The following is a 17,171-nucleotide window of genomic DNA, read 5'->3' as shown; positions in this document are numbered from 1 at the left end:
GTTGGAGTTTTGAACGCACGCTCAATATTCCCGCTCCCCGAGAAGGCCGCGCGGGCGGAAGGTGAGGACGAGCACAATGGCAAAGAAGCCCACCGCGCTTCGGTAGGATGGCGACAGGACAATCAGCGAAAGCTCCTCGCCGATCCCCACCACCATGGCGCCCAGCACCGCACCCGGGATAGAGCCGAGCCCGCCCACAACGGCCGCCGCAAAGATCGGCAGGATGAAGCGGAACCCGGTGAGCGGGTCGATGGATGTGCCGACGCCAAGGAGCATGCCGCCGGTGCCGACCAGTCCCATGCCGAAGAAGACCGTGAGGCGGCCGACCAGAATGGGGTCGATCCCCTTCAGCTCCGCCAGCGCCGGGTTATCGGCCACCGCGCGCATCGACTTGCCGACCCGCGTGTAGCGAAGCGCCAGAAACACGGCCACCATGATGGCAACGGCGAGCAGGAAGTTCTCCACCTGCTGCGGCCCGATGCGCACGCCCAGAATGCGCCAGTCGCGCACGAGCGGCAGATCGTATCCGCGCAGGTCGTTGCCGTAGAAGAAGCGGACCGCATTTTCGAGGACGATGGTGAGCGCGATGGACGCAATGGCCGTGGTCAGCGCGCCGTGCTTGCGCAGCGGCCGCAGCGCCACCTCGTCGGAGGCAACGCCGATGATGGCCGGCACGATGAACGCCGCCACCAGCGACAGCTCGATCGGCAGCCCCAGCCCCACATTGGCCGCAAACCCCGCAAACGCGCCAATGGTGGCGTGGGAGGCCACCGAGAAATTGGGGAAGCGCAACACGGCAAACATTGCCGTGAAGCCGATGGCGGGAATCGCGAGCAGCGTTCCCATCACGATGCCGTTGACGAGGAACTGGGGGAGAAGGTCGATCATCAGGTGCGCGAGAAGTCGACCGCTGCGCCGTCTTCGATGCGCTGGAACAGGAACTGCGTTCCGGTGATGTCACCCACCTCGTTGAAGTCGCACGGCCCGCTGGCGCCGGTGTAGTTGACGGCGCCGCCGTCGGCGAGGATCGGCAGCCCTTCCAGCGCGCTGGACACCTCGGTCCCCTCGCCCTGGCTGACGGTCCGCAGATTTTCCATGATGCTTTCGCCCGACGCGGAGCCGCCCGCGGCCATGGCGAGGATGGCGAGATTGGCGTGGTCGTAGCACTGGGCCGAATAGGGATCGACAACCTCGACACCGAGGATCTTGGCGACGTTGGCGTAGGCTGCGCTGCCGATGGCGGGCGCCGGTGCCCAGGTGAAGATGCCTTCCAGCACTTCGGCGGGCAGCGCATCGAGAACGGTCTGGTTCACGGCGTAGGCCGGGCCGATGATCTTGCCCTCGTAGCCTGCCTGCCAGAGATCGCGCAGGAGCACCGTGGAGTCGGCCGTGTAGCCGCCAAGCAGGATGAAGTCCGCGCCCGAGCGCATGATGGTGTCCACCTCGGAGCGGTAGGTGCTCTTGTCGGCCTCGTAGATGAGGCTGTCCACCTCAAGCCCGGCCTCGCTGGCGATGCGGGTCATGTTGTCGATGTTGCCCTGGGCAAACGGGGTCTGCGGGCCGATCCAGCCGAGATGCGTCGCGCCCTCGTCGATCATGAACTTGGTCGCAACGTCGTTCTGGAGCTTGGAGTTGGGCTGGGTGCGGGCGATGTAGCCCTTGTGCGGCAAGAGCGTGATGGAGTCGGCGCCCGAAACGCAGAACAGCATCGTCTGGTTTTCCCAGCACAGCGGTGCAACGGCGGTGGTCACCGAGGAGGCCCACGTGCCCATGATGGCCGATACGCCATCCACGTCGATCAGCTTGCGGGCCGCGCGAATGGCCGCTTCCGGCGACGTCTGCGTGTCCTCGGAGGTGAGCGCGATCTGGCGGTCGAGCACGCCGCCCGCAGCGTTCACCCCGTCGATGACGCCGGCAATGGCGTCCCGCATGGACGGGCCGTAGTTGCCGCCGACGCCTGTGAGCGGCGTGAGGGAGCCGAGGTGGATCGGTCCGTCCTGTGCGAGCGCAGCGGGCACGCGCAGCACGTAGGGCGCGGCAATGGTTGCCGTCATCCCGGCGAGGACGCCGCGTCGCGTAAAGCTGAACTTGGCCATTTTAAGCTCCCTTAGTGCATTCCGAGGAAAGTTCGGCGGATATCGGGGTCTGAAGACAGGGCCTTGCCCGTGCCATCGGCATGGTTGAGGCCGGCTGCCAGAATGTAGGCGCGGTCGGCGATGGCGAGCGCTTCCATGGCGTTCTGCTCCACCAGCACGATCGCAACGCCGCTTGCGGCAATTTCCTTGATGACGCTGAACATCTGTTGCGCGGCGACGGGCGAGAGGCCGGCGGACGGTTCGTCCAGCAGCATCACCTGCGGTTCGACCATCATCCCGATGGCCATGGCCAGGAGCTGCCGCTGGCCGCCCGACAGGGTGCGCGCGGGATCGCTGCGCTTTTCAGCCAGCACCGGAAACCGCTCGAACAGCTCGGCAATGCGCGCGCGAACATTGGCGCGGTCGACCGTGCCGCCGATCTCGAGGTTCTCGCGCACGCTCATGGTGGCGAAGACGTTGGCCTCCTGCGGCACATAGGCGATGCCGCTGGCAACCACGTCGCGCGGGCGCATGCCCGTGAGGTTCTTGCCGCCAAGCATGACCGCGCCTTCGCGCACGTCGATCTGGCCGGTGATGGCCTTCAGCATGGTGGACTTGCCGGCGCCGTTGGGGCCGAGCACGGCGACAATCTCGCCAGCGTCCGCCGTCATCGACACGCCCTTCAGGATCATGTCGGCGCGGGTGTAGCCTGCAACGATCTTTTCGATGTCGAGCGTCGTCATGTGCGCCGTCCGAGGTATGCGTCCTGAACGCGGGTGTCGGACGTCACCTCATCGAAGGTGCCTTCCACCAGGGTGGTGCCCTCGGCCATCACGATCACCGTGTCGCAAAGCTCGGCCACGAGCGCCATGTCGTGCTCGACAATGAGAAAGGTGAGCCCCTCCTCCGCCAGCTCGCGGATGCGCTCGGCAATTTCGCGGCCCAGCGTGGGGTTCACGCCCGCCACCGGCTCGTCGAGCAGGATGAGCTTGGGCCGCCCCATCAGCGCCCGACCAATTTCCAGAAGCTTCTTCTGCCCGCCGGACAGGTCGGCAGACATGTTGGTGAGCACATGGTCGAGCTTGAGGCGGCGGGCGACTTCGCGGGCGCGGTCGGCCAGTTCCCGCTCGCGCTTCATCCAGCGGCCGGGGCGGAACAGCGCATTGCCCACATGTTCGCCAGGCTGCTTGTCGCCATGCAGGAGCAGGGTCTCGAACACGGTGAGCTTGGGAAAGCCGCGCGCAATCTGGAAGGTGCGGACGAGGCCGCGCAGGCTGATCTGGTCAGGCCGCCAGCCGGTGATTTCGGTGCCGTCGAAGGTCACGCGCCCGGTTTCGGGCGGGATGACACCGGAGATGCAGTTGAACACCGTGGTCTTGCCGGCGCCATTGGGACCGATCAGCCCGGTGATGCTGCCCGGCGCGACGGTGAACGCAGCGCCGTTCAGCGCGTGCACGCCATAGAAGCTGCGCGTCAGACCTTCGACCGATAGCAGGCCCGCCATAAATCTACCTTCGTAAAGCCCCCGGCACGACCGAGGGCTTGCGATCAACGTGCCTTGCCGAAAAGCAACGCCCGTGCCATCGCCGACCCGGTGCCTGTCATTGGAACAGCCAGCCCTTGGATTTGAAATTTCCGCTCATTTTTCGGTCACGTCAATCTCGACTGACATAAATTCTTGCCTCGCAGCATCGATGGATGATCCTGCATACACCGAGACGCCGGCCAACCGGCCAAGCCAGCGGGGATTTCGCGCCTTGTTTGTCCATGCTGCCGCGCCGCGCCGGCCCCGGCGCACAAATTTGTTGCAGCGCGGGCGATCGATTGCAAAGCGCAATCTTCTTGTGCCGGTGACACATTCCCGGTCTGCTTCACCGCCTCCCGCAGTCCCGATTCTGCATGCTTTCCATGCATTATATGTGCAATACGCACCGCGCATGCAGCCGGGCGTGTGCCAGATTGCGCGGCAGCGGTTCAGTCGTTTGCTTCGGCGGGCAGGAACTCCACGTCGTGCGCCGCAGACATCCGCACCACCTCCACCACGTCGGTCATCTCATCGAGGCCGACGAACAGATCCTTCAGCTTGCCTGCCGGAGAAACCCAGAAGAAGGCGCGGGCCGGCTTGTCCGACTTGTTGAAATAGCCGTGGGGAATGCCGCGCGGCATGCGCACGAGATCACCGGCCTTCGCGGTGGACCACTTGCCGTCGAGCTTCAGCTCCAGCTGCCCCTCCTGCACCAGAATGAACTCGTCCTGCGTGTGGTGGATATGGACGGGCACGAACTGCCCCGGCTCCGAATTCGCCTCGAAGGCAAAGCTCGTTTCGCAATCGGCCTTCGGAAAATAGACCTGGCCGAGAATGTTCCAGGACACCCCCTCGAAGCCGTCGCCCTCCGGCGTGATGCCGCCATCCAGTTCTTTGGTCATGATCGTGTCCCGCGGTTCGCTCAAGGCTGCGTCTTGCCAAGTTTGCGCATTGGCGCGTTCATTGTCATGCAGCTTTTTATAGCTGCACGGGACGGGCGCGCGCTCAGCCCGGCGGCGGGGTGGCGAGACCATCCACGAACACGTCGATCAGATGCAGGATCCGGTCTACCTGAGCGGGCATCTCAAACGCATGGCAGAGGCCCCACAGGGCGTTCAGGACCTCTCCGGGCGCCACGTCGGCCCGCACGGCGCCGCCTTTCTGTGCCCGCGCCATCAAGCCCTCCAGCGACCGGCGATTCAGCGCGGAGGCATCCTGCAGCGGTGTGGAAGCTGCATCATATTTCTGCACCAGCGCCGCAAGCATGCCCTTCTTGGTGGCAACCATCCGGACCGCGCCCTTCAGCCAGAGCCGCAGCGCATCGAGCGGCGCCTCTTCGGCTGCCAGCCGGGCCGCAAGGCCGGCAAGTTCGTCCGCCTCACGCCGGTAGACCGCCTCAAACAGCGCCTCGCGCGTGGGAAAATGCCGGTAGAGCGTGCCGATCCCGACACCGGCCGTGCGCGCCACAGCCTCAAGGCTCGCATCGGGACCACCGCCCGCGAACACGGTGCGGGCCGCCTCCAGAAGGCGCTCGCGGTTACGCAAAAAATCGGCGCGTGGCTTGCGTTTCGGCGGATCTCCGTCGGCGTCTGACACGAAAAAGAATAACCCCAGCTTGAAAGCGGAGGCCCCCTCCGTATATAAATCGTGGACCAACCCCTGCGCCCTGCAAGCGCAGCCAGCCCGCCTGAACAACTTTTCAATCAGCCCGCAGCCGACCTTTTTCATGGAGGGACGATGTGACCCATCCCCTGCGTCTGACCGTAAACGGCCACCCCCACGACGTCCATCTCGAAGATCCCCGCCCGACGCTGCTCGATGTCCTGCGCGACCGGCTCGGCCTCACCGGCACCAAGAAAGGCTGCGACCGTGGCCAGTGCGGTGCGTGCACGGTTCTGGTCGACGGCCGCCGCGTCAACAGCTGCCTCACGCTCGCGCTCAGCGTCGACGGCGCCGAGATCACCACCATCGAAGGGCTTGCCCGCAATGGCAGCCTTCACCCGGTTCAGGCCGCCTTCGTGGCGCATGACGGCTTCCAGTGCGGCTACTGCACGCCGGGCCAGATCATGAGCGCGGTCGGCCTCATCGCCGAGGGTGGCGCCGGCGACGATCCGGCCCGAATTCGCGAAGGAATGAGCGGCAATCTGTGCCGGTGCGCTGCCTACCCCGGCATTGCAGAGGCCGTCCGTGACGCCCAGCAGCGGATGGCAAAGAGCGACGGAGAGCCGGCATGAATGTCTTCGAATATGTCCGCCCCACCTCCGTTTCGGAGGCGGTTGCCGCGGCTGGCAGCGAGAGCGCGGCCTATCTTGCCGGCGGCACCAACCTGATGGACCTGATGAAGGCCGGCGTCGCGCAGCCGGCCCGGATCGTCGACATCTCGCACCTGCCGGAGCTGGGCCGCATCGAGACACTGCCGTCCGGCGACATGCGTATCGGCGCGCTTGTCTCCAACGCCGACCTTGCCCGAGACGCGGCGTTTGCGGCGGCAGCGCCCGCGGTTGCGGAGGCGCTGCTGTCCGGTGCATCGCCGCAGCTGCGCAACGCTGCCACGGTGGGCGGCAACCTGATGCAGGGCACCCGCTGCGCCTATTTCTACGACCCGCACAGCGCCTGCAACCGTCGCACGCCCGGCGCCGGGTGCGACGCCCGCGGCGGCAACACAGCGAGCCACGCCGTCCTCGGCTGGTCGGACTCCTGCATCGCCACCAATCCGTCGGACCTTTGCGTGCCACTGGTGGCGCTGGACGCGGTGGTGGAGATCGCCGGGCCGAACGGCACGCGGGAAACCGCGCTGGCCGCGTTCCACAACCTCCCCGGCGAGACGCCCGCGCAGCACACCGCACTTGCCGCCGGCGAGATGATCACCGCCGTGCGCCTGCCGGCTGGCGCTGGCAGGTTTGCCGGACATTCGCGCTACCTCAAGGTTCGCGAGCGCACGTCATTTGCGTTTGCCCTCGTGTCGGCAGCAGCGGCGCTGACGCTTGAAAATGGCGTGATCGCAGAAGCGCGGCTGGCGCTGGGCGGCGTTGCCGCGCGGCCCTGGCGCGTTCCCGCGGCAGAAGCCGTGCTCACCGGCAGCACGCCGGATGGCACGTTGTTCCGCCGTGCGGCCGAGGCCGCGCTGGAGGGGGCCCGCCCCTCCGGTAACAATGGCTACAAGATCGAACTTGCCATCCGGACCGCGACCCGCGCGCTGTCGCTGGCTGCCAGCGGCACGCCTGCGCAAATGCCCGCCATGCCCGGCTCGGTCTTCGCATCCACCACAATCAACGGTGACCAACATGGCTGAAACACTGGCATTCCCCGCAAGCCACGTTCGGCTCGGCTCCAGCGCGGGCCAGCCCGCCACCCGCCACGACGGCCCCCTGAAGGTGACGGGCGCTGCAACCTTCGCCGCCGACAACCGGCCGGATGGGCTTCTATATGCGGTCTTGGCGACTGCAGGCATTGCCCGCGGCCGGGTCACATTCATGGATCTGGCGGCGGCCGGCGCGCATCCGGGCGTGGTCCGGATCATCACGCCCGCTAACCGGCCGCCACTCGCCCACGACCCTGCCGAAAAGATGCACCGCCTCAACTTCCGGATCGAGGTGTTGCAGGACGATACCGTGCGCTACGCCGGCCAGCCGATCGCACTGGTTGTGGCAACGACGCTGGAGGCGGCCACCGAAGGCGCCCGCCTTCTGGCGCCGCAATACGCAAATGAACCTGTCAGAATCACGTTCGAAGACAGCGAGATGTTTGCGCCCGAAGCTGTCGGCCCCGGTGCGCCGCCCACGCTGGTGAAAGGCGATCTCGCAGCCGGCCTCGCCGAAGCTGCGACCACCACCGAAACCCGCATCGAGACCCCCTTCCAGTACCACAACGCCATGGAGCCCCACGCGCTTGTGGCCGCCTGGGACGGGGATCACCTCACCGTCGACATGCCGCATCAGGCCGTGGGCGTCGCGCGGGCAGACCTTGCGGCCTATTTCGGCGTACCGGCGGACAATATCCTGATCCGCAGCCCGTTCATCGGCGGCGGCTTCGGCTCCAAGGCGATCCTCGTCGGCCCGACGGTGCTTGCGGTGCTGGCAGCGCAGATGGTCGGCCAGCCGGTCAAGCTCGCCTTGCGCCGGGAGCAGATGTTCGGCCCGGTCGGCCACCGCGGCGCCACGCGCCAGCATTTGCGGCTGGGCATGGATGATGCCGGCCACCTTACCGCGCTCAGCCACGACACCACGGCCACCACAAGCCGGTTCGACGATTTTGTGGAGCCCGCCTCCAACGCCTCGCACAACATCTACGCAAGCCCGAACATGGCCATGCACCACACCGGCGCGCGGATCGACACCGGAACGCCGGGGCCGGTCCGCGGACCGGGCGAGGCCACCGGCTCGGCCGCGCTGGAGTGCGCCATGGACGAGGCAGCCGAGGCGTGCGGGATGGACCCCCTCGCCTTCCGCCTTGCCAACTATGCCGAGACTGACCCGGCCACCGGCAAGGCGTTCTCGTCCAAGGCGCTGCGGGAATGCTACGCCGAAGGGGCAGCGCGGTTCGGCTGGGCCGGCCGTCCGCTCCGCCCGCGCCAGATGCGGGACGCCAGCGGAATGCTCACCGGCTGGGGCATGGGCACGGCCATGTTTCCGTGCCCGATGTTCAACGCCGCGGCGCGGGCGACACTGCGCGCCGATGGCACGGCACTGATGGAAAGCTCGGCAGCAGAAATGGGCCAGGGCGCACTGACGGCACTTGGCCAGATTGGCGCCGACGGGCTCGGCATCGACAGCGATGCGCTGACCTTCAGCACCGGCTCCTCCGACCTGCCCGATGCCGGCATCGCAGGCGGTTCGGGGCACACCGCCACGGCCGGCAATGCCATCTTCGCCGCCGGCAGCGACGCCATCCGGAAGCTTGCGGACATTGCCACCGCAGATCCGGCATCGCCCCTGTTTGGCGCCGGCAATGCCGGTGTGGTCGGCCGCAGCGGGCGGCTGCACCGGGCCGACGACGACAGCCGCAGCGAGGCTTATGCCGACATCATGGCCCGCGCCGGCATCGCGTCGATCGAAGGCAACGGCACCGGCGCGCGCAACCCCGCATCGGCCGAGGAATACGCCATGTTCACCCACGGCGCCGTGTTTGCCGAGGTGAAGGTGGACCCGGACCTTTGCCAGATTCTCGTCACCCGGCTTGTGGGGGCGTTTGCGGCGGGCCGGATCATCAACCCGCGGCTGGCACGAAGCCAGCTGACGGGCGGGATGATCTGGGGCATCGGCTTTGCCCTGCACGAAGAGGCGGTCCATGACCCGCGCACCGGCCGCCCGATGAATGCCGACCTTGCCGGCTACCACATCCCGGTCAATGCCGACTGCCCGTCGGTTGAGGCCCTGCTGGTCGCGGAGGACGATCCCCATGTGAACGCGCTCGGCATCAAGGGTGTTGGCGAGGTGGGCATCACGGGTACGGCGGGCGCCATCGCCAATGCCGTGTGGCATGCAACGGGCATCCGTGCCGCGCGCTTCCCTATCCGCATCGAGCATCTCATCGGCTGAGGGCTGCGCCGGGAGGGGCCGCGCACCCGCCCCTCTCCGCTGAACTCAGGCGCCCAGCGCACGCACGGCGGAAACGGCAGCCGCCGTGCGGTTCTCGACACCGAGTTTGGCGAGAATCTTCTCCAGATGCTTGTTCACCGTGCCGGGGTTCAGCGTCAGGATCTCGGCAATGTCTCGGTTTGACTTGCCTTTGACGATCCAGTTCAAAACCTCGGACTCGCGCTGTGTCAGGCCGAAGCGCTCCGACAGCCTCTGCTCATCGGCAACCAGCCCCGGCGCAATCCTGAGAAGAACGTCGCCCGACGCGGTGCGGCCGATATAGGTCATCGTCAACCGCCCGTTGCCGGCACGCCACGGCGTCGCCGCCGACACGGCCGTGTGCACGACCTCCTCCACAAAGGCGATCAGCGACGCGTCGGTCACCACCACGTCGCGCCCGCGCGACCCGAGCACCGACGCGGCCATGTCCGCCGCATTGGCCGCGGTCCAGGTGACCACGCCGGTGCGGGACACGGCAATCAGCGGCTGCCCCACGGCGTCCAGCGCACTGCGCGCCTCCCGCACCACCCGCGCGTTGGAGACATGGACGGCAACGCGGGCAATCAGCTCATCCACCTTCACCGGCTTGGTGATGTAGTCGACACCGCCCGCCGCAAGCCCCGCCACAATGTGCTCCGTACCGGAAAGCCCGGTCATGAAAATCACCGGGGCGGACGTCGCGTCGGGACCCGATTTCAGGCGCCGGCAGGTCTCGAAGCCGTCGAGGCCAGGCATCAGCGCATCAAGCAGGATCGCATCCGGCTCCACGCGGCGGGCGAGCGAAATTGCGGTTGACCCGTCCCGTGCCACCAGCACGGTGAGGCCGGCCTCCTCCAGCGTGTCGATCAGCATCGCCAGTGTGTCGGGTGCATCGTCCACCACCAGAACGAGGTTGCCGGGCTCCTCATGCTTCATCGGACTCCTCCATCTCGTCGAGGATGGTTCCGAGGCGCTGCATGTCGAAGGTGGCGACGACGGAGCGCAGGTGCGCAACCGTGCCGGAAAGGTCCGGGGCATCGGCCTCGATGCGGGCGAGCGCCCGTGACAGGCCGCGGGGCCATCCGATCTCGGCAAAATGGCGAAGCTCCTCGATGTGCGCGGTGGGAAGCGGCACCAGATGGCCGCGGCGGGGCGCCGGCGCCAGGCCGGGCCGGGCGAGCGTGTAGGCAAGCCCGAGCTGCCGCTCCAGGCGCACCAGAAGGTCTTCGATGTTGATCGGCTTGGCGATGAACTCGTCGGCAAGCCCTGCCCGCGCCTCCCGCGCAAGCCGGTCCGCGGCATGGGCCGAAACCATCACGATGGGGGCATCGCACCCGCCGGCCCGCAGCTGTTCGGCAAGGTCCCAGCCGCTCATGCCGGGGAGCCGCACGTCGAGCAGGAAGAGGTCCGGCTCCATCTCCCTCACAAGGTCGAGCGCAATTTCCGCCGTGCCGGCAACATGGAGGGTGAAGCCGATCGGGCGCAGGACATCGGCCATCAGGCCGCCATGGTCCGGCTCGTCCTCCACCAGCATCAAGGTGCGCCGCGGCCCGGTGTAGCCGGTGACGATGCGGGTGTCCGTCACCGGAACCGAGGTGGTGCGGTGAACCCGCGGCAGCATCAGCCGCACCGAGAAGGCGCTGCCCGCGCCGGGAGCCGACACCACCTTGATCTCGCCGCCCTGCACTTCGGTCAGCAGCTTGGTGATGGTGAGGCCGAGCCCGGTGCCGGGCACCACCGGCCCGCCAGGCCGCTTCAGCCGCGCAAACGGCATGAAGATCCGCGGCACCTCCGCCGGGTCGATGCCGACGCCCGTGTCGGACACGGTGAAATGGGCCACCTCGCTGCGGTAGCCGACCTTGAACACCACCTCGCCCTTTTCGGTGTAGCGGATGGCGTTGGTGAGGAGGTTCATCAGGATCTGGCGCAGGCGCCGCTCGTCGCAGCGCACCCAGTCGGGCACCTTTTCTTCTTCCACGTAGGTGAAGGCGAGGCCCTTGTCGTCCGCCTGCATGCGGAACACTGCCACCAGCTGGTTGAGGAAATCCGGCAGGTTCACGGTGCCGGAATGGATTTCCAGCCGCCCCGCCTCGATCTTGGAAATGTCGAGCAACCCCTCGATCAGGCCGGACAGATGCTCGCCGCTGCGGCGGATCACCGACACCGCCTCGTGCCGGCGGGGCGGCAGGTCCGGGTCCGCCTCCATAAGCTGGGCGTATCCCAGAATGGCGTTGAGCGGCGTGCGAAGCTCATGGGTGATGCCGACCACGTAGCGGCTCTTGGCCCCGTTGGCGGCGTCCGCCTCCTTGCGTGCCTGACGCAACTGCGCGTCGGTGCGCTTGTGGGCGCGGATCTCGCGCATCAGAAGCTGGGCCTGCTCGTCGCTCTCGCGCATGGCGGTGCGGGAGGCTTCCTGCGCCAGCACGAAGAGCCAGATGGCAACGCCGGCCACAAACACCAGAACCGCGAACGAAAGCCACACCGCCTGCGCCGGCGTCGTGACCGATGCCGGATCGTTGGCCACAATGGCAACGTAACGCAGCGGGATGCCCATGAGGATGACCGCCAGCGTCATCAGCGCCGCAAACGCGGCATAGCGTGTCTTGAAGATGTGGCCGAGCCGCGGGGGGAACAGGAAGTCGACCAGGTGGCTTGCCTGCTCGCGCAACTGGGCGTGGGGCCGGCAGGCATCAGCGCAGCGCGCGTCCAGAGAACAGCACAGCGAGCAGATCATTCCGGCATAAAACGGGCAGTGGAGGATGTCGTCGGTCTCGAAATGGTTGCCGCAGACCGTGCATTCGGCCTCGCCGGTGGCGGCGGGTTCGGCGGGGCGGGCAATGTAGAAGCGCCCGCGCGTGCCCGCCGCAATCAGCGGCGCCAGCACGAAGGCGACGACGAATGCCAGCGGCGTTGCAAAGGCCGCGGCGGTGGCGCCGAAGTGGCCGGCGTGGGCCGCAAACCCCACGGCGACCGCGCCAACCATCGCGCCGAGCCCCACGGGGTTGATGTCGTAAAGGTGGCCGCGGCGAAACTCGATGCCCCTGGGGCTGAGGCCGAGCGGCTTGTTGACGGTGAGGTCCGCCACCAGCGCACCGACCCACGCCACCGCCACCGTGGCGTAGATGGTGAGCGTCGCCTCCAGCGCCGCGAACACCCCGAGCTGCATGAGCGCCAATGCGATGAGGACGTTGAAGACGAGCCACACCACCCGCCCCGGATGGGCATGGGTGAGGCGCGAGAAGAAGTTCGACCACGCAATCGAGCCGGCGTACGCATTGGTGACGTTGATCTTCAGCTGCGAAATCATGACGAACGCACCGACCAGAGCGGTCGCAATTGCCGGGTTCGTGATCGCGGTCTGAAAGGCGGCGAGGTACATGTGCGTCGGGTCGGCCGCATCCACGGCGGACGCACCAGCCGACAGCGCCAGCACGGCAAGATAGGAGCCGGCGAGCATTTTCGCGACGCCCAGCACCGACCAGCCCGGCCCCGCCACAACCAGCGCAGCCCACCAGCGCCGCCGCTCCCGCGCGGTTTTCGGCTCGGGCAGAAAGCGCAGGAAATCCACCTGCTCGCCAATCTGCGCAATCAGCGAAAACACCACGCCGGAGGCAGCGCCCAGCATCAGAAGGTCGAGCCCGCCGGTGCTGCCGGGCGGCGTGTAGCTTCCCCATTCGCGCAGCGAAACGCCGCCGGCAAACGCAACGCAGACGAACGGCACGATATGGAGGACCACCCAGATCGCCTGCGTCCATTTCTGGAAGAAGGAGATCTTGGTGAAGCCGTGCGTCACCAGCGGAATGACAACCAGCGCATTGAGGAGGTAGCCGACGCCGAGCGGGATGCCGAAACAATATTCCAGCGCCAGCGACAGGATTGCCGCCTCCAGCGCAAAGAAGATGAACGTGAACGAGGCGTAGATCAGCGACGTGATGGTCGAGCCGATATAGCCGAACCCTGCGCCGCGGGTGAGAAGGTCGATGTCCACGCCGGACTTTGCGGCGTGATAGGAGATCGGCAGCCCGGTGAGAAAGAGCAATGCGCCGACGATCATCATCGCCGCGACGGCATTGTCGAACCCGTAGGACAGGGTGAGCGCGGCGCCGATCGCCTCCAGCGCCAGAAACGAGATCGACCCGATGGCGGTGTTGGCAACCCGCATGGGTGTCCAGCGCCGGGCCCGCCGCGCAGTGAAGCGCAGCGCGAAGTCTTCCAGCGTTTCGTTTGCGACCCACTGGTTGTAGGTCCGGCGGCGGCGCGTGATCGTGTGAACCCGCGTCATCTGGCCAAATCTCCCAGTATTTCGAACGTCGCCTGATATTTCGGCATGGCAACAAAGTTCCGCTGTCTTCCCAACGCAAACAAATGCGCTGCGAAATCCTGCCATGCGCCAAGCCGGTTTTAGGAGAATGCCCCCCATAAATACCTAGCGCCATGGGTAGGACCACCCATTGTTGCGACGCAACACGCTCAGCGATGCTCCTTCACATCGGCGGCGCGCCCCGCGCCCCTGTTTCGCCAACCGAACACGATGCGAGGAGCACGATGAGCGAACAAGACAAGACGAAGCGGCCCTTCATGCCGCTCAGCCGCCGAAACATGATGATGGGCACGGCGGCCCTGTCCGCTGCACTCTTCATGCCGAAGGCACTGCGCGCGCAGGACTTTCCCACGGCCGAGGTGAACACCACCGGCCTTGCCGTCACCGACGACACGGTGACCATCGGCATCCTGCACTCGGTCACCGGCACGATGGCGATCTCGGAGACGGGCTCGGTCCAGGCCGAAAAACTCGCCATCGAGCAGATCAACGCGCAAGGCGGCATCCTTGGCCGCAAGATCGAGTTCATCCAGGAAGACGGCGCGTCCGACTGGCCGACCTTCGCCGAAAAGGCGCGCAAGCTCCTCGTCAACGACAAGGTCGCCTCCGTCATGGGGTGCTGGACCTCCGCGTCGCGCAAGGCAGTGCTGCCGGTGTTCGAGCAGTATAATGGCTTTCTCTACTATCCGACCTTTTATGAAGGCCTGGAGGAAAGCCCCAACGTCATCTACACCGGCCAGGAAGCCACGCAGCAGATCATCGCCGGGCTCGACTGGGTCAACCGCGAGAAGGGCGCGAAGACCTTCTATCTTCTGGGGTCGGACTACATCTGGCCGCGCACGTCCAACAAGATTGCGCGGGCCCACATCGAGAAGTTCCTCGATGGCGCCAAGGTGGTCGGCGAAGACTACTATCCGCTTGGCCACACCCAGTTCAACTCGGTCATCAACAAGATCCGCCTGAAAAAGCCTGACGTGATCTACGCGATCGTCGTCGGCGGCTCCAATGTTGCCTTCTACAAGCAGCTGAAGGCAGCCGGGATCGACATGACGGAGGAAAAGCCCCTCCTCCTGACCATCTCGGTAACCGAGGACGAGATCCGCGGGATTGGCGGCGAGAACATCGAAGGCGCCTACGCCTGCATGAAGTATTTCCAGTCCCTGCCGAATGAGAACAACCAGGAATTCGTCGCCGCCTTCAAGGACATGTGGGGCGAGGACATGGTGATCGGCGACGTGACGCAGGCCGCCTATCTCGGCCCTTGGCTGTGGAAGGCCGCGGTCGAGAAGGCCGGGTCGTTCGACGTGGACAAGGTGCGCGAGGCCTCCCCCGGCATCGAGTTCGACAAGGCGCCCGAAGGTTACGTGCGGATCCACGAGAACCATCACCTCTGGTCCAAGACCCGCGTCGGCCACGCGATGGCCGATGGCCAGTACGAGGTCGTCTACGAGACGGAAGACCTCGTCGAGCCGAACCCCTTCCCCGAAGGCTACCAGTAAGCCGCGGCGGCCCGGCCGCCTGAACGCAGCCGGACGGCGCCTCGCGCGCCGTCCGCGCCAGTGTCACCGCCGCGCCCGTCGCGGTGCCCTCTTCGCCAACAGCCAGGGGCGTAACGGCCATGTTCGAAGGCTATACTTCCAATGAACTCGTCGCGATCTTTGCCATGCAGGGGTTTGCCGGCCTGATCCTGTTTTCCGTCCTCGTCCTGATGGCGCTCGGCCTTGCAATCATCTTCGGACAGATGGGCGTCATCAACATGGCGCACGGCGAATTCATGATTCTGGGCGCCTACGTCACCTACCTGTGCTCAGGCTTCTTCAGCGAATATCTGCCAGCGCTTTTCGGCATCTACTTCTTCGTGGCGATGATCCTCGCCTTCTTTGCCGCCGGTGCGCTCGGCATGGCGGTGGAATGGCTCATCATCCGCCACCTCTACAAGCGCCCGCTCGATACGCTGCTCGCCACATGGGGCGTCTCGCTGATCCTTCAGCAGACCTACCGCACCGTGTTCGGCGCGCGCGAGGTCGGCGTCAGCTTGCCGGACTGGATGATGGGCTCGCTGCCGCTGACGGACATGATCGAGATCCCCATCAACGGCCTCTTCGTCATGGCGCTGGCGCTCGCCATCGCCGTCGGCGTCGGCGTCCTGATGCTGCGCTCCGGCTGGGGCAAGAAGGTCCGCGCGGTGATGTTCAACCGCCAGATGGCCGGCGCCGTCGGCATCGACACCGAGCGCGTCGACCGGATGACCTTCGGCATCGGCTGCGGCATTGCGGGCGTCGCGGGTGCCGCCTTCACGATGATCGGCTCGACCGGGCCGTCGTCGGGCCAGCTCTACATCGTCGACACCTTCCTCGTCGTCGTCTTCGGCGGCACGGCGAGCCTCTTCGGCACCATCGCCTCGGCCTTTTCCATCAGCCAGGCCCAGTCGATCATGGAGTTCTTCCTCTCCGGCTCGATGGCCAAGGTGCTCACCCTCCTGACGGTCGTCGGCATCCTCATGCTGCGCCCCCAGGGCCTCTTCAGCCTCAAGATCCGGAGCTGAGCCCGCCATGAACCGCCTTGCCAACCGCTATTTCACCCCGTCGGAGCTGCTCGGCTTCGTCGTCCTCGCCGCCATCATCTTCGTTGTCCTGCCCTCGGTGCTCGACGTTTTCCGCCTCAACCTCTTCGGCAAGTACCTCACCTATGCGTTTGTCGCGCTCGGCCTTGTTCTGTGCTGGGGCGCGGGGGGCATCCTCTCGCTCGGTCAGGGCGTCTTCTTCGGCCTTGGCGGCTACTGCATGGCGATGTTCCTGAAGCTGGAAGCGTCCTCACCGGAGAACACGTCGATCCAGTCCACCCCCGGCATCCCCGATTTCATGGACTGGAACCAGATCACCGAGATCCCGTGGTGGTGGCAGCCCTTCCACTCCCTCCCGGTTGCCATGATCGCGGTGGTCCTCGTGCCGGTCGCGCTCGCCTTCATCATCGGCGTTGCGATGTTCCGGCGGCGGGTGGGCGGCGTCTACTTCGCCATCATCACCCAGGCGATCGCCGCAATCCTGACGATCCTCATCATCGGCCAGCAGGGCTTCACCGGCGGCGTCAACGGCATCACCGACCTTCGCACGTTGCTGGGCTGGGACATCCGCACCGACAGCGCCAAGGTCACGCTCTACTTCGTCAACGGCGGGCTGCTGTTCGCCTGCCTGTTCATCGCCCACTTCGTCCGGCGCTCGAAGCTCGGCCGCCTGCTGATTGCCATCCGCGACCGTGAGGACCGGGTGCGCTTCTCCGGCTACGACGTCGCCAACTTCAAGATCTTCATCTTCTGCCTCGGCTGCGCGTTTGCGGGGATCGGCGGGGCGATGTTCACCCTCCAGGTGGGCTTCATGTCGCCTTCCTTCGTCGGCATCGTGCCGTCGATCGAGATGGTGATCTTCTGCGCCGTCGGCGGCCGCTACTCCATCTTCGGCGCGGTCTACGGCACGCTCCTCGTCAACTGGACGAAAACCACCTTCTCCGAGAGCTTCCCCGAACTCTGGCTGTTTGCCATGGGCGCCCTCTTCATCGGCGTGGTGCTCGCCTTCCCGTCCGGCCTCGCCGGCCTGTGGACCGACTACGTGGAGACCCCGATCCGCCGCTTGCGCGACCGCAAGACCGCCGACCGCCCGGCCGCCGCCGCCGCGCAACCGAACCCCGCGGAGTGAGCC

The 17,171-nt window shown here is 66.3% G+C and carries 14 protein-coding genes; 6 read left to right on the top strand and 8 right to left on the bottom strand.

From position 1 onward, the window contains the following. Positions 1 to 21 precede the first annotated feature (21 nt). From RDV64_RS15050 to RDV64_RS15025, 6 genes are all read right to left on the bottom strand, one after another. Positions 22 to 888, bottom strand: coding sequence for a branched-chain amino acid ABC transporter permease (locus RDV64_RS15050; RefSeq protein WP_309195736.1), 867 nt, complete (start codon positions 886 to 888; stop codon positions 22 to 24). Continuing rightward, positions 888 to 2,096, bottom strand: a complete 1,209-nt coding sequence (locus RDV64_RS15045; RefSeq protein ID WP_309195735.1) for an ABC transporter substrate-binding protein — start codon at positions 2,094 to 2,096, stop codon at positions 888 to 890. Before RDV64_RS15045 ends, RDV64_RS15050 begins: the two co-directional genes overlap by 1 nt. Positions 2,097 to 2,107: 11 nt before the next feature. Next, complete coding sequence (locus tag RDV64_RS15040) at positions 2,108 to 2,818, bottom strand: ABC transporter ATP-binding protein (RefSeq protein ID WP_309195734.1); 711 nt, start codon at positions 2,816 to 2,818, stop codon at positions 2,108 to 2,110. Next, positions 2,815 to 3,579, bottom strand: a complete 765-nt coding sequence (locus tag RDV64_RS15035) for an ABC transporter ATP-binding protein (RefSeq protein ID WP_309195733.1) — start codon at positions 3,577 to 3,579, stop codon at positions 2,815 to 2,817. Before RDV64_RS15035 ends, RDV64_RS15040 begins: the two co-directional genes overlap by 4 nt. Positions 3,580 to 4,049: 470 nt before the next feature. Continuing rightward, positions 4,050 to 4,502, bottom strand: a complete 453-nt coding sequence (locus tag RDV64_RS15030; protein WP_309195732.1) for a cupin domain-containing protein — start codon at positions 4,500 to 4,502, stop codon at positions 4,050 to 4,052. 103 nt (positions 4,503 to 4,605) lie between these two features. After that, positions 4,606 to 5,145 (bottom strand): helix-turn-helix domain-containing protein, encoded by a 540-nt coding sequence (locus tag RDV64_RS15025; RefSeq protein ID WP_309195731.1) that lies wholly within the window; start codon positions 5,143 to 5,145, stop codon positions 4,606 to 4,608. Positions 5,146 to 5,339: 194 nt separating this feature from the next. Here RDV64_RS15025 and RDV64_RS15020 point away from each other — a divergent pair, with 194 nt between their 5' ends. The 3 genes from RDV64_RS15020 to RDV64_RS15010 are packed head-to-tail and all read left to right on the top strand — an operon-like array spanning position 5,340 to position 9,137. After that, on the top strand, positions 5,340 to 5,834 hold the full coding sequence (locus RDV64_RS15020; protein WP_309195730.1) for a 2Fe-2S iron-sulfur cluster-binding protein: 495 nt from the start codon (positions 5,340 to 5,342) through the stop codon (positions 5,832 to 5,834). Then, positions 5,831 to 6,892, top strand: a complete 1,062-nt coding sequence (locus RDV64_RS15015; RefSeq protein WP_309195729.1) for a xanthine dehydrogenase family protein subunit M — start codon at positions 5,831 to 5,833, stop codon at positions 6,890 to 6,892. The genes RDV64_RS15020 and RDV64_RS15015 overlap by 4 nt, the downstream gene beginning before the upstream one ends. Continuing rightward, complete coding sequence (locus tag RDV64_RS15010) at positions 6,885 to 9,137, top strand: xanthine dehydrogenase family protein molybdopterin-binding subunit (RefSeq protein WP_309195728.1); 2,253 nt, start codon at positions 6,885 to 6,887, stop codon at positions 9,135 to 9,137. Before RDV64_RS15015 ends, RDV64_RS15010 begins: the two co-directional genes overlap by 8 nt. 45 nt (positions 9,138 to 9,182) lie before the next feature. Here the strand turns inward: RDV64_RS15010 and RDV64_RS15005 are convergent, their stop codons facing one another. Beyond that, complete coding sequence (locus tag RDV64_RS15005; RefSeq protein WP_309195727.1) at positions 9,183 to 10,091, bottom strand: response regulator transcription factor; 909 nt, start codon at positions 10,089 to 10,091, stop codon at positions 9,183 to 9,185. After that, a complete protein-coding gene (locus RDV64_RS15000) occupies positions 10,081 to 13,437 on the bottom strand; it encodes an ATP-binding protein (protein WP_309195726.1) in 3,357 nt (1,118 codons plus the stop codon). The genes RDV64_RS15005 and RDV64_RS15000 overlap by 11 nt, the downstream gene beginning before the upstream one ends. 356 nt (positions 13,438 to 13,793) lie before the next feature. On the opposite strand from RDV64_RS15000, the gene urtA reads away from it, so the two are divergent. From urtA to urtC, 3 genes are all read left to right on the top strand, one after another. Then, on the top strand, positions 13,794 to 14,975 hold the full coding sequence (gene urtA, locus RDV64_RS14995; protein WP_375143834.1) for an urea ABC transporter substrate-binding protein: 1,182 nt from the start codon (positions 13,794 to 13,796) through the stop codon (positions 14,973 to 14,975). A gap of 119 nt (positions 14,976 to 15,094) precedes the next feature. Continuing rightward, complete coding sequence (gene urtB, locus RDV64_RS14990; RefSeq protein WP_309195724.1) at positions 15,095 to 16,021, top strand: urea ABC transporter permease subunit UrtB; 927 nt, start codon at positions 15,095 to 15,097, stop codon at positions 16,019 to 16,021. Between the two features lie 7 nt (positions 16,022 to 16,028). Then, positions 16,029 to 17,168 carry an urea ABC transporter permease subunit UrtC gene (urtC, locus tag RDV64_RS14985; protein ID WP_309195723.1) on the top strand — a complete coding sequence of 380 codons (1,140 nt, stop codon included), beginning with the start codon at positions 16,029 to 16,031 and terminating at the stop codon, positions 17,166 to 17,168. The last annotated feature ends 3 nt before the right edge of the window (positions 17,169 to 17,171 follow it).

This window comes from Acuticoccus sp. MNP-M23 (genome assembly GCF_031195445.1).
GTDB lineage: Bacteria > Pseudomonadota > Alphaproteobacteria > Rhizobiales > Amorphaceae > Acuticoccus.
Note: the sequence above shows the minus strand (reverse complement) of the source record. Positions and strands in the feature narration are given on the sequence as shown.

What these genes read in the sequence shown, in the direction of transcription:
- RDV64_RS15050 (WP_309195736.1), bottom strand. Translation starts at nt 888, where the DNA reads ATGATCGACCTTCTCCCCCAGTTCCTCGTCAACGGCATCGTGATGGGA.
- RDV64_RS15045 (WP_309195735.1), bottom strand. Translation starts at nt 2,096, where the DNA reads ATGGCCAAGTTCAGCTTTACGCGACGCGGCGTCCTCGCCGGGATGACG.
- RDV64_RS15040 (WP_309195734.1), bottom strand. Translation starts at nt 2,818, where the DNA reads ATGACGACGCTCGACATCGAAAAGATCGTTGCAGGCTACACCCGCGCC.
- RDV64_RS15035 (WP_309195733.1), bottom strand. Translation starts at nt 3,579, where the DNA reads ATGGCGGGCCTGCTATCGGTCGAAGGTCTGACGCGCAGCTTCTATGGC.
- RDV64_RS15030 (WP_309195732.1), bottom strand. Translation starts at nt 4,502, where the DNA reads ATGACCAAAGAACTGGATGGCGGCATCACGCCGGAGGGCGACGGCTTC.
- RDV64_RS15015 (WP_309195729.1), top strand. Translation starts at nt 5,831, where the DNA reads ATGAATGTCTTCGAATATGTCCGCCCCACCTCCGTTTCGGAGGCGGTT.
- RDV64_RS15010 (WP_309195728.1), top strand. Translation starts at nt 6,885, where the DNA reads ATGGCTGAAACACTGGCATTCCCCGCAAGCCACGTTCGGCTCGGCTCC.
- RDV64_RS15005 (WP_309195727.1), bottom strand. Translation starts at nt 10,091, where the DNA reads ATGAAGCATGAGGAGCCCGGCAACCTCGTTCTGGTGGTGGACGATGCA.
- RDV64_RS15000 (WP_309195726.1), bottom strand. Translation starts at nt 13,437, where the DNA reads ATGACGCGGGTTCACACGATCACGCGCCGCCGCCGGACCTACAACCAG.
- urtA (WP_375143834.1), top strand. Translation starts at nt 13,794, where the DNA reads ATGCCGAAGGCACTGCGCGCGCAGGACTTTCCCACGGCCGAGGTGAAC.
- urtB (WP_309195724.1), top strand. Translation starts at nt 15,095, where the DNA reads ATGTTCGAAGGCTATACTTCCAATGAACTCGTCGCGATCTTTGCCATG.
- urtC (WP_309195723.1), top strand. Translation starts at nt 16,029, where the DNA reads ATGAACCGCCTTGCCAACCGCTATTTCACCCCGTCGGAGCTGCTCGGC.